This is a genomic window from Rickettsia endosymbiont of Oedothorax gibbosus (genome assembly GCF_936269705.1).
In the GTDB taxonomy this organism is placed as follows: Bacteria; Pseudomonadota; Alphaproteobacteria; order Rickettsiales; family Rickettsiaceae; genus Tisiphia.
This window is the reverse complement of sequence record NZ_OW370493.1, coordinates 1931040-1944330: the sequence shown is the minus strand read 5'-3', so window position 1 is coordinate 1944330 and position 13291 is coordinate 1931040. Positions and strand designations below refer to the sequence as shown.

Sequence of the window (13291 nt, the reverse complement as noted above, 5' to 3'; positions counted from 1 at the left end):
CTACAATATTTTAATTGAATCATAAACACTACCAATCATTTTTGGTATAACAGAATTACCAAGTTGTTTATATCCTTTTAAGCCTTCTGATACATAATGACTTTGTGAAAATCCCATTAAAGATTTGCATTCATTAATTGAAAGTCTGCGTATATTATTATTTATATAGTATAAATCTGTTCTTGCACCAGCTCCACCACCAAAAGCTGATAATGTAATTGAATGTCCTAATGGGCTATAAATCCTTTCACCTTGCCCCCCTTTATTTAAATAACCAACTCGTAAAGGTTTTAGTTCTCTATCTGTAATCTCTTTTTCAACTACTATATCATCTCTATCAATAAACAAATTTTTATCGACATTATTTTCCAGTATATTCTCAAGGTATATTTTCTTGTTGGTTTCCTGTGGTGGTGAATATTTAACCTTAATATCACCTACAATATCTTTTCTTATACAAACAAAGTAAATACGTTCTCTTGCCTGCGGCACACCAAACAAGGACGCATTAAGTACATGTCTGTATACTTTATACCAATTGCAATAATTAACACGGTGTGTTTATCCAGTCTCTATACATAATTGATTTTACTAAATCTACATTATGAGCAAATTGATTCCAAGCGTAACAAGCCATAGTGACGATATCTTCATATACACCATAACATTGGTTAGACAAGAAATGATTTTTGATCCATTCCCAAACTTGTTCCATTGCATTAAGTTCCGGTGCATAGGGCGGAAGCGGTATCAAAGTGATATTGCTTGGCACAGTTAGTTTTTTGGCTGTGTGCCAACCTGCATTATCCGTTAGTAAAGCTATATGTCGGTTGCCTTGAATACTGCGAGAAAGCTCTTCTAAGAATTTATTCATTGCCTGTGTGTTTGCATATGGTAAAATTAATGCAAAAGCTTCTCCTGTATCATGGCAAGCAGCTCCATAAATATATGTTGAAATGAATTGCTGTTGCCGAACTTTACGGGGTCTAGTGCCACGCTTAGCCCATATACGAGTTAAGCTACCTTGTTGCCCAACTCGAGTTTCATCCTGAGACCATATATCAACTTTACATCTATCGATATTTTTTGGTAATAATTTTGTTAACATGTCTGGGAAGTTTTTTTATATGTATTTTGAGTCTCTTGATTTGACTTTGGATGCATTGAACGAGAAGTAATCCAGCTAAAACCAAGGCGGTGCATAGTATTGTAGACTGTTTTTAAAGCGCATTTAGCACCATATTCCTCAAGTAACATGATATGTAGCTCCTTTCCAGTTATATACCCACCAGTTTTACTTTCACTGAGCGTATTGATTTTATCAAAAAGAGCAGACTCTTGTATAGTGTTAATCTTCCTAGGGGCGCCGCTTCTTTGTGATTCAAATAATCCTTCAAAACCATGATTCCTAAATCTTCTGAGCCATGATTGCACAGTTTTCCAGTGTGACTTCACTATTTCAGATATGGCTTTTAAAGATTTGCCTAATTGAAGGTGATACATCGCCAATAAACGTATACGATTTCGACCATGCGGCTCATGTTTCATCATTTTTATAAAATCATGACCATGAAAACCTTGTGGTAATATTAACCTAGCCATTTGAGTACCTTTATCAGTTAAAAACCCATTTTACACCACTGCGTTAATTATTGCACTTGGTATTATATCCTATTTCATCAAGTTTTATATCTATCGTTTTAATAACATTACCATTATCAATATTTATAATATTTTTAACATTCTCAAGCAATAATATTAATGGTTTATGATATTGTGCAATTCTAATTATTTCATAAAACAATTTACCATTTATATCATGTAGACCATTCTGTTTACCGGAGATACTAAAAGGTTGACAAGGAAAACCGGCACATAAAATATCATGTTTTGGTATTTTTCGCTCAGAAATCTCAGAAATATCACCCATGGGCTTTTCTCCAAAATTCCTTTTATAAGTTTCTTGCACATCTTTATCAATATCGGATGAAAAAACACACTCCATCCCTTTTTCTTCAAGAGCTATACGAAAACCACCAATACCGCAAAATAAATCTATAAATTTGTACATATAGGAGACACATTAATTATATTTGACATAGGATAAACATTATACAATGATAAAAAAATATTACTCCAAATTGATATCTATAAGTTGTAATTAGAACAATATTACTGTCATTTACATTTTGAATTTATAATTGCTGGTTTATAATTAAGTTACTTGACATCTTGCCAAATTCTATTTTTAGAAATATAAAAGAAAATTGTAAAAATTACTAAAAATATCATTACCTTCAAACCCATAGATTTACGGTTTTCCATTTCAGGTTCAGCAGCCCATTGTAAAAATACGGTAACATCCATAGCCATTTGTTCTACCGATGAATTTGTTCCGTCTATATATTGTACTTGTCCATCTGTCAGTGGAGCTGGCATGGCAATTTGACTATGCGGAAAGTATGGATTATAACTTAATCCTGGCATTAATTTAAAATTCTCAGGAGGATTAGTATAACCAGTAAGTATAGAATATACATAATTTGCCCCATCAGGTCTTGCTTTAATGATCAATGATAAATCAGGTGGGTCTGCCCCGTTATTGGCTGCTCTTGCTGCTTGTTCGTTAGAGTAGGGGCGAACAAATGAATCAGATGGTAGAGCTGGTCTTTCAAACATTTCTCCTGCATCATTGGGTCCATCTTGCACCGTATAATTTTTGGCTATTTCTTTAATTTCTTCATCTGAAAATCCTATATCTTTAAGATTACGATAATATAAATTATAAAGACCATGACACACACTACATACTTCTTTATAGACTTGAAAGCCACGTTGTGCAGCTTTTCTATCAACGCTATCAAAAATTCCGTCAAATGACCAAGCAATCTTTTTTGTAGGTAATGCTTCGTTGGCAGTGATAGTATTGGATACTAACAAAATTAACAAACACAGGTAAAATTTGATATAAGAGGTAATTTTATTATCTTTCATATAGAATCCGGTAATGGCAAAGTTTTCTCATACTTGCTAATTAGTGGTACTGCAACGAGAAAATGAAAGAAATAGTAAGTAGCAGCAAATCTACTTAAGGTAATATAAGGGTCTTCGGCTGGTTTTCCTCCAAGATATCCAAGTACCAAACAATCAGCTATGAACAGCCAAAAAGCTATACGGAACATTGGTCGATAATTGGCACTTCTAACTTTTGAGCTGTCAAGCCAAGGTAAAACAAATAATAACAAAATACTAGAAAACATTAATATTACCCCACCTAGCTTTGACGGTACTGCCCGTAAAATAGCATAAAATGGCAAAAAATACCATTCTGGAACTATATGAGTTGGCGTAACCAAAGGATTAGCTGGTACGTAATTGTCAGGATGTCCTAAATAATTTGGTTTGAAAAAGACAAAAAAAGCAAATATTAGAAAATAAACACCAAATCCAACAAAATCTTTTACAGTATAATATGGATGGAAAGGAATAGTATCTTTAGGGGATTTAACATCGATACCCTTGGGGTTATTTGAACCATGAACATGTAGGGCTACTAAATGAAGTAAGACTAAAGCTACTATAATAAAAGGCAATAAATAATGTAAAGCAAAGAATCTGTTAAGTGTAGGGTTATCAACTGAAAAACCTCCCCAAAGCCAGGTAACTATCGATTTGCCAATGATAGGTATAGCTGAAAATAAATTGGTGATTACAGTTGCTCCCCAGTAGCTCATTTGTCCCCAAGGCAGTACATATCCCATAAAGGCAGTAGCCATCATGATAAGAAAAATTATTATGCCTATATGCCATAATAACTCTCTAGGTTTTTTGTACGAGCCATAATATAACCCTCTACAGATATGTAGATAAACGACAACAAAAAACATTGATGCCCCAACTGAGTGTATATAACGTATTAGCCAGCCATAATTGACGTTACGCATAATTTTTTCAACACTCTCGAAGGCGTAATCGACGTGAGGGGTATAATGCATAGCCAAAATAATGCCAGTGATTATCTGAATTACTAAGGCAATACCAGCTATTGACCCTAAGTTCCATAGGTAACTCAAATTTTTGGGTGTTCGGTATTCGCCTAGATGTTTAAAGAACGAGAAAATAGGGAGTCGGTAGTCGATCCATTCTATGATCGGATTGGATTTGTTTGGATTGGATTCCTCAGGATAATTACTTTCATTCATAAATAATTATCCGATTTTAATTTTTGTATCGGAAATAAATTCATATGGTGGAACAGCCAAATTTGAAGGGGCTGGTCCTTTGCGTACTCGACCAGATGAATCATACTGAGAGCCATGGCATGGGCAAAACCAACCGTTATAATCGCCTTGGTTTGCAAGTGGTACGCAACCCAAATGTGTACAAATGCCTATAGTCACCAACCACTTATCATGCCCAGATTTCACTCTATCTTGGTCAAGCTCAGGATCCATTAACTCGGCGAGATTTACATTTCTTGCTTCAGCAATTTTTTCTGGAGTTCTATTAGTAATAAAAACCGGCTTGCCTTGCCATTTAACAGTAACAGTTTGCCCTGGTTGGATTTGAGATAAATCCACTTCTATTGAAGATAGGGCAAGAACATCTGCTGAAGGGTTAAATGAATTAACAAGAGGATAGGTAGCACACGCTGCTCCAACCACAACCATACTGCTAGCAGTTAAGGTTATAAAATCTCTACGAGTTGCCTTATCATAACAATTAGTATTTGACATAAACTGATCAGTATAATTTATAGATATCTACGTAATATGTTACTATAAAAGTAATAAAATATCAAGCATCTCTTCAGCAATTTAATATAACCTCAGTTTGATGTAAGAGGAAGGTTGAGATTGTTTAATTTTCCAAAAGCTACAGAAATTTTATTAGGCTTAAAAACATAGGTAAGCAGTCCAGCTAATACGTTAGTTTGAAAATTCATAACAGATCTGTGCCTTGTATGGTCTATATGACAAAGGTTTTTTAGTTGATCGTTAATGGTTTCAATAATATACCTTTTATTTAAAAACCGCTTTTTAATAGGATCTATTATTCTTTCTTTCATATTACTTTTAATTTTTGTTATTAGTTCTAAACCTTGATTAGCAAGGGATTGAGTGAGTTTTTTACTGATATACCCACGATCACCAAAAAGCCAGCCTTGTAATTTATCTACTAAATTTTCCACCACTGCTCTATCATCAACATTTCCTGGAGTTAAAGAAAAACTCATAATCTCTCCGCAACTGTTAATGACAATATGTAGCTTACAACCAAAGAACCACCCAGTGGAAGTCTTACCTCTTTTTGCTATGTCTTTGAATACTTTATGTCTATTAATTCTTAAATTATGGCAAGCAGGAAGTTTAGTAGAGTCGATATAATATTGACCAGTTTGTTTTCCTGATAGGCTTTTTAGCAGTAATACCATGGGCATGAAGCTCATTGGCATTAACTGAACAAAACGACTATAGCTCACAAGTTTTGGAAATTCCTTTCTATAACTCAATGATAGGTAAGCCACTAGTTTGACTAGTGAGACCATCAAGGCTTGGCCTTTAGATTTAGTATAAAATAAAAAGTTATCATATATAACTTCTTTGGCTTGACGGTCAAAGGAGAAAATATATGACAACATACGAAAGTTTAAATCATTCTAAATGGGATTGCAAATATCATATTGTGTTTATTCCAAAGTGTCGTAAAAAAGAATTGTACGGGAAGGTTAGAAAATATCTTGGGAACGTATTCCATGAGTTAGCTTTTCAACGTGGGAGCAAGATCATAGAGGGGCATATGGTACAAGATCATGTGCATATGCTCATCAAGATTCCTCCTAAATATTCTGTAGCTGAAGTAATAGGCTATATCAAGGGGAAAAGTGCTATAGCCGTTGCTAGGCAGTTTGGTGGACGAAAACGTAATTTTAATGGAGAAAAGTTGTGGGCTAGAGGTTATGCGGTCTCAACTGTAGGATTTGAAGAGAATCAGATCAAACACTACATTAAGAATCAAGAGCAACTTGATAGTTTAGGCTCTGACGAATCAGGAGAATTTTAATTAACAATGGCAGCCCTTTGGGCTGCTCATAACCGTCAAGCCCCTCGCTTTGCGAGGGCGTTCTGACTTTGACATAGGCAGCATAAATAAAAATCTTTAAAGGTACGGTAGTGACTCAAGTGAAACATTACTATAATAGTAATAATCTCTGAGAGTCCTATACTGCAAACTACTTTACGCTTACGGTTAGGATTTGGTAATATATATTTATTTTGCTCCGTATCAAAATGCTTGCAAAAATCATCAATTAAGCAGAAAATCTCCGTAAGAGGGATCATAATATATTCTCCAATTTTGTTGTTATTATTCGAGAACTTTATAATCCCTCCCTTCTTACTTTTCAAATATTCTTTCTAACAAACTGGTTTGAAAGAAGGTTTTATTTTTACCATAGCTCACCACCAACAGTTTGTTTATGTTATTACATAATGCTTAGCATTTTGTTTGGTGCTTACGTCAAACTCAGGTTAATATAAGAATACTTGACACTCTGAAAAAATAAATATAGTACCGTTTGTTACGATTAGCTAACTTTTGTTAACTAATTACTAAAATCTCAACAAATAATTAAAGGAGTTATTTATGTTCTTACTATAGAGCAGTGATATTACCTGCAAATTTAGTACAAGTTTCCCAACTTCAGTGTTGTTGTGCCAAAAAATGGCTGACAGAAGAGGAAATGATAAAATTTGCAGGCACAACAAATTATTTTAGTTGTCGCTACACATATTTGTTCGAATATAAAAATTTCAAAATAATCCTATAATAATTATTAGCTTTACTACTTGATTATTTCTTTTACTCTCCTGATGATATTAAATAAGGAATAGTGCTAATCGGTAAATTCATTGCTTTATAAATAATCTTTGCCTCATCTGATACCGGGGATGGAATGCCAAATACTCTTTTATCTTTAATGTGTACTACACTGGTAACCTCCACCCCAATTAGTGCCTTACGTAATCGTTCCGGTGATATAGTTAAACCTGTTGAATTAGATGACATTATATGGTACAAATAAGAGAAAAAATGTCAACAAGCCCATATAGTAAAGATTTAAGAAAAAAAGTAATAAGTTATATAGAAAAAGGTAACAGTCAAAGAGCGGCTGCCAAGATATTCGATATACATAAAAATACAATTAGTCGCTGGAACGTAAGGAAGAGAAAGGAAGGAACGATATTAGCAAAAACTAGAGTAGGTTTTAAAAGTAAAGTTGATAAGCAAAAGTTAGCAAATTTTGTAAGAAATAATCCAAATATGAGATTACAAGATATTGGTAAAGAGTTTGGAATTGCTAGGTCTCAAACTGGTAGGATATTAAAACAGCTAGGCTTTAGTTATAAAAAAAAACCTTTAGCTACATGGAGTCAAGTGTAGAGAGACGAGCTGAATATTTAGAAGAGATCAATAAATATGATAAAGGGCAAATAGTGCATATTGATGAAAGAGGTATAGATACTGGTATTTGCCAAGATAGAGGCTGGGGTAAAACAGGAGAATTACTGATTGGAAAGAAGAGTGGGAAACACTATCAAAGAACTAATATCATAGCTGGTTTGGTAAACAATCAATCAATAGCCCCTTTTGTTTTTAATGGAACGTGCAATACAGAGTTATTTGATAATTGGGTTGAGAAGTTTTTAATTAAAGAGTTAAAGGCAGGACAAGTTGTAGTGATGGATAATGCTAGTTTCCATAAATCAAAGAAAACAAAGGAATTAATAGAATCAGTGTATACCTGCAGCAAAACTGCATAACTTTATCTAATGTTTTGAGTCTGTCCTATAGTTTGTGTAAGTTGCAAAGAAAGCAGTAAGAGATTACTGTAAAAAAGTAACTTAAGCAAGCAAGGAGGAATTATGGCTAAAAAATTAGATACAGATAAAGATACATTAAACATCAGTAATCAGCTAGTAGAAGAATTATTATCAAAAGCAGATCCATCGGAGTTATTTGGTCGAGATGGTTTATTTCAACAGCTAAAGAAGCAAATAGTTGAGAAAATATTAGCAAGTGAGTTGGATCATGAATTAGGATATTCAAAACATAGCAAGATGCCAAAAGTAGATAATAATAGTCGTAATGGTAGCTATGAGAAGACAGTAATTGATGGGGATGGTCGTAAGCTGACAGTAGAAGTACCAAGAGATCGGGAAGGAGAGTATAATCCTCAATTAATACCAAAAGGGCTGAGGAGATTTAATGGATTTGATGAGAAAGTGATATCCCTTTATGGTCGCGGTATGACAGTCAGCGAGATCCGAGGGCATTTAGAAGAAATATATCAAACTGATGTATCTGGTGACTTGATATCCACCATAACAGATGGGGTAATAGAAGAAGTAACTAGGTGGCAAAATCGTTGTTTAGATAGGGTGTATCCAATATTATACTTGGACTGTATCTATGTAAAATCTAGAGACAATCACATAGTACGTCAATTCGGGATAAGGATATTGTGAACATGTAGATTAAAATCAAATTTTGTTGAAGGTTTATTTTTCTTTAATGAGTAAGCAACAAGAGTAGATAATATATGGACAAAGGCATTTATTGGTGATCTATGTCTAGTATGTTCAAGGTTCATTTTATTTTTTAGATAATCAAAAACTGTTTCAATTAAGTTACGCTTTCGAAGTAAGATTTTTTCTTTCAAATCCATTAATTTATTTTCCATATTCTTCTTAATTCCATGAATCATTTTTAAGCCTCTTTCATATAAATTTAAGAACAAATTTTGCTTAATATAACCTTTATCAGCTGCTATAATTCCAGTTAATCTTTTTGTTAACTCCGGTACTGGAACCCTATCATCTACATTGCCTTTGGTCACTTTTAATGCCATAAACTCCCCTTTATTATTGATTATTACATGTAATTTAAAACCATAAAAATACCCCATAGAGGATTTACTATGTTTGGCTAATCCTTTAAAAACTTTATTGCTATAACGCCTTTTATTGTGACAAGCTTTAATCGTTGTAGAGTCAATAAAATAAATACCTGTTTCCTCACCAAACAACAAATGAATCAACATATTTAGCGGTATGAATAATCGTGCCATTAATTCAACAAATCTATTATAACTCAAGGCTTTGGGAAAATCATCCTTATGCATGCACTCTATATAACTTTTATAGAAAAATTTAAAATTCTTAGCATAGGATGTATGAAACATAATTATTATTGTTAACATTTCACTTAGACTCATGCTACAACAGCGATTTCTTTGCTTATTTGATGGTAATAACTTTCTCTGTTCATACTCCAAATAAATTTTACAAAAATCATCTATAAAACTATATAATTCTGTGATATCTTTTTTCATGCCTGTAGTTTGTTTTTTTGTTTAAAAATATAAATACTGCAGGCACTCCTTTTTGACAATCCTTTTATCTATTACTATTTCATCTATATCTTATCCCGAACTGACGTAAACTGATGTATCTGGTGACTTGATATCCACCATAACAGATGGGGTAATAGAAGAAGTAACTAGGTGGCAAAATCGTTGTTTAGATAGGGTGTATCCAATATTATACTTGGACTGTATCTATGTAAAATCTAGAGACAATCACATAGTAATAAATAAAGCAGTATATTTAGCACTTGCTGTAAATATAGAAGGGAAAAAGGAGTTACTTGGCATTTGGATAGGCAAAAATGAAGGTGCTAAATTTTGGATGCAAGTAGTTACTGAGTTAAAGAATCGAGGAATTGAACAAATTTATGTTGCTTGTGTGGATGGTTTAAAGGGCTTTCCAGAAGCTATAAGCAGTGTATTCCCGAGTACTATAGTACAATTATGTATTGTACATATGGTTCGCAATTCAGTAAAGTATGTGTCATATAAAGATTTAAAAGAGGTCACATCAGATCTAAAACAAATTTATACAGCTAATAATGACGAAATGGCACGTTTAAAACTTCAGCAATTTGGTGTAAAATGGGATAAAAAATATCCGGTAATTTCTGATATTTGGCAACGTAATTGGTCTGGGATAATACCGTTTTTTGCCTTTCCTGAAGAGAACAGAAAGGTAATTTATACTACTAACACTATAGAATCTAAGGTGGTCCCCTTTGTCTAGACAAAAATTTAGATAAATAGAGATATAATTCACAAAAATTAAATTGTTGTTTTTATACAATATTTTTTTCAAAATATACACATTCTGGAGTTTTATAATCCAAAGCTTGATGCATCCTTTGTCTATTATAAAAGTCCATATATTCGTTAATTGCTGTCTTTGCCTCCTTTACTGTTGTTAAAATAATCCGATAAATTTTTTCCTGTTTTAATGATCGCCAAAAACGTTCAATAAAAATATTATCTAAGGCTCGTCCCTTACCATCCATACTAATCAAGATATTATGTAGCTTTAGCATACTAATAAAATTCTCCGAGGTAAATTGTACTCCTTGATCAGTATTAAATATTTTTGGCATACCATATTTTTCTATAGCGTCTTCAAGGGCTGTTACACAAAATTCACTTTCCAAACTAATGGAGATTCGCCAACTTAGAATATAACGACTATACCAGTCAATAATAGCTACTAAATATACGAACCCTTGGCTCAGTCTTATATACGTTATATCTGCACTCCAAACCTGGTTTGGCAATACTATTTCTAATCCTTTTAGTAAATAAGGATATATTTTATGCGCTTGATTCCTCTTGCTTAAATTTATTTTAGGATAAACAGCTTCAAGACCCATTATCTTGTAGTAACGTCTAACAGCTTTACGACCTACCGAAAAACCTTGGGCTTGTAAATATTTAGCCATCCGCCGCATACCATAATATGGATGCATAGTATAGGTCTCATCAATTATTGCCATAATCTTGATATCTTGTTCACTAATACCAGTAGGTTGATAGTAATAGGTTGACCTGCTAATATCCAATAACTTACACTGTTGTACAATTGTTAACTCAATGATAGGTAAGCCACTAGTTTGACTAGTGAGACCATCAAGGCTTGGCCTTTAGATTTAGTATAAAATAAAAAGTTATCATATATAACTTCTTTGGCTTGACGGTCAAAGGAGAAAATATATGACAACATACGAAAGTTTAAATCATTCTAAATGGGATTGCAAATATCATATTACGTCAGTTCGGGATAAGATATAGATGAAATAGTAATAGATAAAAGGATTGTCAAAAAGGAGTGCCTGCAGTATTTATATTTTTAAACAAAAAAACAAACTACAGGCATGAAAAAAGATATCACAGAATTATATAGTTTTATAGATGATTTTTGTAAAATTTATTTGGAGTATGAACAGAGAAAGTTATTACCATCAAATAAGCAAAGAAATCGCTGTTGTAGCATGAGTCTAAGTGAAATGTTAACAATAATAATTATGTTTCATACATCCTATGCTAAGAATTTTAAATTTTTCTATAAAAGTTATATAGAGTGCATGCATAAGGATGATTTTCCCAAAGCCTTGAGTTATAATAGATTTGTTGAATTAATGGCACGATTATTCATACCGCTAAATATGTTGATTCATTTGTTGTTTGGTGAGGAAACAGGTATTTATTTTATTGACTCTACAACGATTAAAGCTTGTCACAATAAAAGGCGTTATAGCAATAAAGTTTTTAAAGGATTAGCCAAACATAGTAAATCCTCTATGGGGTATTTTTATGGTTTTAAATTACATGTAATAATCAATAATAAAGGGGAGTTTATGGCATTAAAAGTGACCAAAGGCAATGTAGATGATAGGGTTCCAGTACCGGAGTTAACAAAAAGATTAACTGGAATTATAGCAGCTGATAAAGGTTATATTAAGCAAAATTTGTTCTTAAATTTATATGAAAGAGGCTTAAAAATGATTCATGGAATTAAGAAGAATATGGAAAATAAATTAATGGATTTGAAAGAAAAAATCTTACTTCGAAAGCGTAACTTAATTGAAACAGTTTTTGATTATCTAAAAAATAAAATGAACCTTGAACATACTAGACATAGATCACCAATAAATGCCTTTGTCCATATATTATCTACTCTTGTTGCTTACTCATTAAAGAAAAATAAACCTTCAACAAAATTTGATTTTAATCTACATGTTCACAATATCCTTATCCCGAATTGACGTATATTGTGTTTATTCCAAAGTGTCGTAAAAAAGAATTGTACGGGAAGGTTAGAAAATATCTTGGGAACGTATTCCATGAGTTAGCTTTTCAACGTGGGAGCAAGATCATAGAGGGGCATATGGTACAAGATCATGTGCATATGCTCATCAAGATTCCTCCTAAATATTCTGTAGCTGAAGTAATAGGCTATATCAAGGGGAAAAGTGCTATAGCCGTTGCTAGGCAGTTTGGTGGACGAAAACGTAATTTTAATGGAGAAAAGTTGTGGGCTAGAGGTTATGCGGTCTCAACTGTAGGATTTGAAGAGAATCAGATCAAACACTACATTAAGAATCAAGAGCAACTTGATAGTTTAGGCTCTGACGAATCAGGAGAATTTTAATTAACAATGGCAGCCCTTTGGGCTGCTCATAACCGTCAAGCCCCTCGCTTTGCGAGGGCGTTCTGACTTATTATGATTAGGCTCTATCATATTACACCTAACCTTTAATTCCAAACAATGCAGATTTTTTTTTGAGCCAGTCACACTCAACGCTTAACTGACCAATTTGCTCATATAGATTCTTGATTAACCCCTGCTGATTTGGATCAGCACTCTGTGTTTTATTCTTAAAACCTTGTACTAACAACTCAAGACCTTGTTTTTTCCAGTTACTGATCTGTGTTGCATGAACACCATACTTACTGGTTATCTGGGCTATTGTTAGCTCTCCCTTAATTGCTTCTATGACAATTTTGGCTTTCTCCTCAGCACTATATTGCCTTACTTGTTTTTTCATCTCTAGCTCTCCTTGTTTGCTAAAGAATTCTATCTCATTTTTCTTATTTTTCTGTCCAAAATATTGGAACCATTATAATCTGTAAATCGTCAAATTAGAAAAATTATCAAAAATAAGGGGGTGTTTCCAGATGATAAGTCAATTCAAAAAATAATATTTTTATCCTTACAAAATGCAGCCAAAAAATGGACCATGCCTATTAAAGATTGGTCTTTAGCTTTAAATCAATTTGAAATACTTTGTGGAGATTTTAAATATGATTTATTGGAAAATAAAAAATGAACTTACACAAATTAAATGATTGACTCAATGTTTTTGCTAGTATGAA

Annotated in this window: 17 protein-coding genes and 4 pseudogenes; 8 read left to right on the top strand and 13 right to left on the bottom strand. The window is 33.0% G+C overall.

Going from position 1 to position 13291, the window contains the following annotated elements; translation table 11 throughout:
- The 8 genes and pseudogenes from NBW66_RS10700 to NBW66_RS10665 all read right to left on the bottom strand — a co-directional run.
- Positions 1-492, bottom strand: coding sequence for a DNA cytosine methyltransferase (locus NBW66_RS10700; protein ID WP_250312189.1), 492 nt, complete (start codon positions 490-492; stop codon positions 1-3).
- Between the two features lie 55 nt (positions 493-547).
- Positions 548-1108: an IS630 family transposase gene (locus NBW66_RS10695; protein WP_250310543.1), complete on the bottom strand. Its 561-nt coding sequence runs from the start codon at positions 1106-1108 to the stop codon at positions 548-550.
- On the bottom strand, positions 1102-1602 hold the full coding sequence (locus NBW66_RS10690; RefSeq protein ID WP_250310542.1) for a helix-turn-helix domain-containing protein: 501 nt from the start codon (positions 1600-1602) through the stop codon (positions 1102-1104). The genes NBW66_RS10695 and NBW66_RS10690 overlap by 7 nt, the downstream gene beginning before the upstream one ends.
- Positions 1603-1645: 43 nt before the next feature.
- Complete coding sequence (locus NBW66_RS10685; RefSeq protein WP_250310965.1) at positions 1646-2071, bottom strand: DNA cytosine methyltransferase; 426 nt, start codon at positions 2069-2071, stop codon at positions 1646-1648.
- 149 nt (positions 2072-2220) lie between these two features.
- A complete protein-coding gene (locus NBW66_RS10680; RefSeq protein ID WP_250310964.1) occupies positions 2221-2994 on the bottom strand; it encodes a cytochrome c1 in 774 nt (257 codons plus the stop codon).
- A complete protein-coding gene (locus tag NBW66_RS10675; protein ID WP_250310963.1) occupies positions 2991-4202 on the bottom strand; it encodes a cytochrome b in 1212 nt (403 codons plus the stop codon). The genes NBW66_RS10680 and NBW66_RS10675 overlap by 4 nt, the downstream gene beginning before the upstream one ends.
- A gap of 6 nt (positions 4203-4208) precedes the next feature.
- Positions 4209-4736, bottom strand: a complete 528-nt coding sequence (gene petA / locus NBW66_RS10670) for a ubiquinol-cytochrome c reductase iron-sulfur subunit (protein ID WP_250310962.1) — start codon at positions 4734-4736, stop codon at positions 4209-4211.
- Positions 4737-4828: 92 nt separating this feature from the next.
- Positions 4829-5518: pseudogene (locus tag NBW66_RS10665) on the bottom strand (IS982 family transposase); the annotation flags it as partial.
- 113 nt (positions 5519-5631) lie between these two features.
- Between NBW66_RS10665 and tnpA (NBW66_RS10660) the strand changes: the two are divergent.
- On the top strand, positions 5632-6063 hold the full coding sequence (tnpA, locus tag NBW66_RS10660) for an IS200/IS605 family transposase (protein WP_250310729.1): 432 nt from the start codon (positions 5632-5634) through the stop codon (positions 6061-6063).
- A gap of 65 nt (positions 6064-6128) precedes the next feature.
- On the opposite strand, the pseudogene NBW66_RS10655 reads toward tnpA (NBW66_RS10660), so the two are convergent.
- Positions 6129-6341, bottom strand: a pseudogene (locus tag NBW66_RS10655) (IS982 family transposase); the annotation flags it as partial.
- 520 nt (positions 6342-6861) lie between these two features.
- A pseudogene (locus NBW66_RS10650) lies at positions 6862-7041 on the bottom strand (IS1634 family transposase); the annotation flags it as partial.
- Between the two features lie 51 nt (positions 7042-7092).
- On the opposite strand from NBW66_RS10650, the gene NBW66_RS10645 reads away from it, so the two are divergent.
- From NBW66_RS10645 to NBW66_RS10635, 3 genes are all read left to right on the top strand, one after another.
- Positions 7093-7443, top strand: coding sequence for an IS630 transposase-related protein (locus NBW66_RS10645; protein WP_250310958.1), 351 nt, complete (start codon positions 7093-7095; stop codon positions 7441-7443).
- Complete coding sequence (locus NBW66_RS10640; protein ID WP_250310957.1) at positions 7428-7823, top strand: transposase; 396 nt, start codon at positions 7428-7430, stop codon at positions 7821-7823. The genes NBW66_RS10645 and NBW66_RS10640 overlap by 16 nt, the downstream gene beginning before the upstream one ends.
- A gap of 102 nt (positions 7824-7925) precedes the next feature.
- Positions 7926-8528, top strand: a complete 603-nt coding sequence (locus NBW66_RS10635) for a transposase (protein ID WP_250310956.1) — start codon at positions 7926-7928, stop codon at positions 8526-8528.
- Here the strand turns inward: NBW66_RS10635 and NBW66_RS10630 are convergent.
- Positions 8504-9394 (bottom strand): IS982 family transposase, encoded by an 891-nt coding sequence (locus tag NBW66_RS10630; RefSeq protein ID WP_250310582.1) that lies wholly within the window; start codon positions 9392-9394, stop codon positions 8504-8506. The genes NBW66_RS10635 and NBW66_RS10630 overlap by 25 nt on opposite strands.
- A gap of 112 nt (positions 9395-9506) precedes the next feature.
- Here NBW66_RS10630 and NBW66_RS10625 point away from each other — a divergent pair.
- Positions 9507-10136, top strand: a pseudogene (locus NBW66_RS10625) (IS256 family transposase); the annotation flags it as partial.
- Positions 10137-10209: 73 nt separating this feature from the next.
- Here the strand turns inward: NBW66_RS10625 and NBW66_RS10620 are convergent.
- Positions 10210-10998: an IS3 family transposase gene (locus tag NBW66_RS10620; RefSeq protein WP_284346760.1), complete on the bottom strand. Its 789-nt coding sequence runs from the start codon at positions 10996-10998 to the stop codon at positions 10210-10212.
- Positions 10999-11289: 291 nt separating this feature from the next.
- On the opposite strand from NBW66_RS10620, the gene NBW66_RS10615 reads away from it, so the two are divergent.
- Both NBW66_RS10615 and tnpA (NBW66_RS10610) read left to right on the top strand, forming a co-directional pair.
- A complete protein-coding gene (locus tag NBW66_RS10615) occupies positions 11290-12180 on the top strand; it encodes an IS982 family transposase (protein WP_250310582.1) in 891 nt (296 codons plus the stop codon).
- A complete protein-coding gene (gene tnpA, locus NBW66_RS10610; protein WP_250310954.1) occupies positions 12177-12566 on the top strand; it encodes an IS200/IS605 family transposase in 390 nt (129 codons plus the stop codon). Before NBW66_RS10615 ends, tnpA (NBW66_RS10610) begins: the two co-directional genes overlap by 4 nt.
- Positions 12567-12663: 97 nt before the next feature.
- On the opposite strand, the gene NBW66_RS10605 is transcribed toward tnpA (NBW66_RS10610), so the two are convergent.
- Positions 12664-12963 (bottom strand): transposase, encoded by a 300-nt coding sequence (locus NBW66_RS10605; protein ID WP_094649795.1) that lies wholly within the window; start codon positions 12961-12963, stop codon positions 12664-12666.
- 120 nt (positions 12964-13083) lie between these two features.
- On the opposite strand from NBW66_RS10605, the gene NBW66_RS10600 reads away from it, so the two are divergent.
- Positions 13084-13245, top strand: a complete 162-nt coding sequence (locus NBW66_RS10600; protein WP_250310784.1) for a hypothetical protein — start codon at positions 13084-13086, stop codon at positions 13243-13245.
- The last annotated feature ends 46 nt before the right edge of the window (positions 13246-13291 follow it).

What these genes read in the sequence shown, in the direction of transcription:
- NBW66_RS10680 (WP_250310964.1), bottom strand. Translation starts at nt 2,994, where the DNA reads ATGAAAGATAATAAAATTACCTCTTATATCAAATTTTACCTGTGTTTG.
- NBW66_RS10690 (WP_250310542.1), bottom strand. Translation starts at nt 1,602, where the DNA reads ATGGCTAGGTTAATATTACCACAAGGTTTTCATGGTCATGATTTTATA.
- NBW66_RS10645 (WP_250310958.1), top strand. Translation starts at nt 7,093, where the DNA reads ATGTCAACAAGCCCATATAGTAAAGATTTAAGAAAAAAAGTAATAAGT.
- NBW66_RS10605 (WP_094649795.1), bottom strand. Translation starts at nt 12,963, where the DNA reads ATGAAAAAACAAGTAAGGCAATATAGTGCTGAGGAGAAAGCCAAAATT.
- NBW66_RS10635 (WP_250310956.1), top strand. Translation starts at nt 7,926, where the DNA reads ATGGCTAAAAAATTAGATACAGATAAAGATACATTAAACATCAGTAAT.
- NBW66_RS10615 (WP_250310582.1), top strand. Translation starts at nt 11,290, where the DNA reads ATGAAAAAAGATATCACAGAATTATATAGTTTTATAGATGATTTTTGT.
- petA (WP_250310962.1), bottom strand. Translation starts at nt 4,736, where the DNA reads ATGTCAAATACTAATTGTTATGATAAGGCAACTCGTAGAGATTTTATA.
- NBW66_RS10685 (WP_250310965.1), bottom strand. Translation starts at nt 2,071, where the DNA reads ATGTACAAATTTATAGATTTATTTTGCGGTATTGGTGGTTTTCGTATA.
- NBW66_RS10640 (WP_250310957.1), top strand. Translation starts at nt 7,428, where the DNA reads ATGGAGTCAAGTGTAGAGAGACGAGCTGAATATTTAGAAGAGATCAAT.
- NBW66_RS10695 (WP_250310543.1), bottom strand. Translation starts at nt 1,108, where the DNA reads ATGTTAACAAAATTATTACCAAAAAATATCGATAGATGTAAAGTTGAT.
- NBW66_RS10675 (WP_250310963.1), bottom strand. Translation starts at nt 4,202, where the DNA reads ATGAATGAAAGTAATTATCCTGAGGAATCCAATCCAAACAAATCCAAT.
- tnpA (WP_250310729.1), top strand. Translation starts at nt 5,632, where the DNA reads ATGACAACATACGAAAGTTTAAATCATTCTAAATGGGATTGCAAATAT.
- NBW66_RS10630 (WP_250310582.1), bottom strand. Translation starts at nt 9,394, where the DNA reads ATGAAAAAAGATATCACAGAATTATATAGTTTTATAGATGATTTTTGT.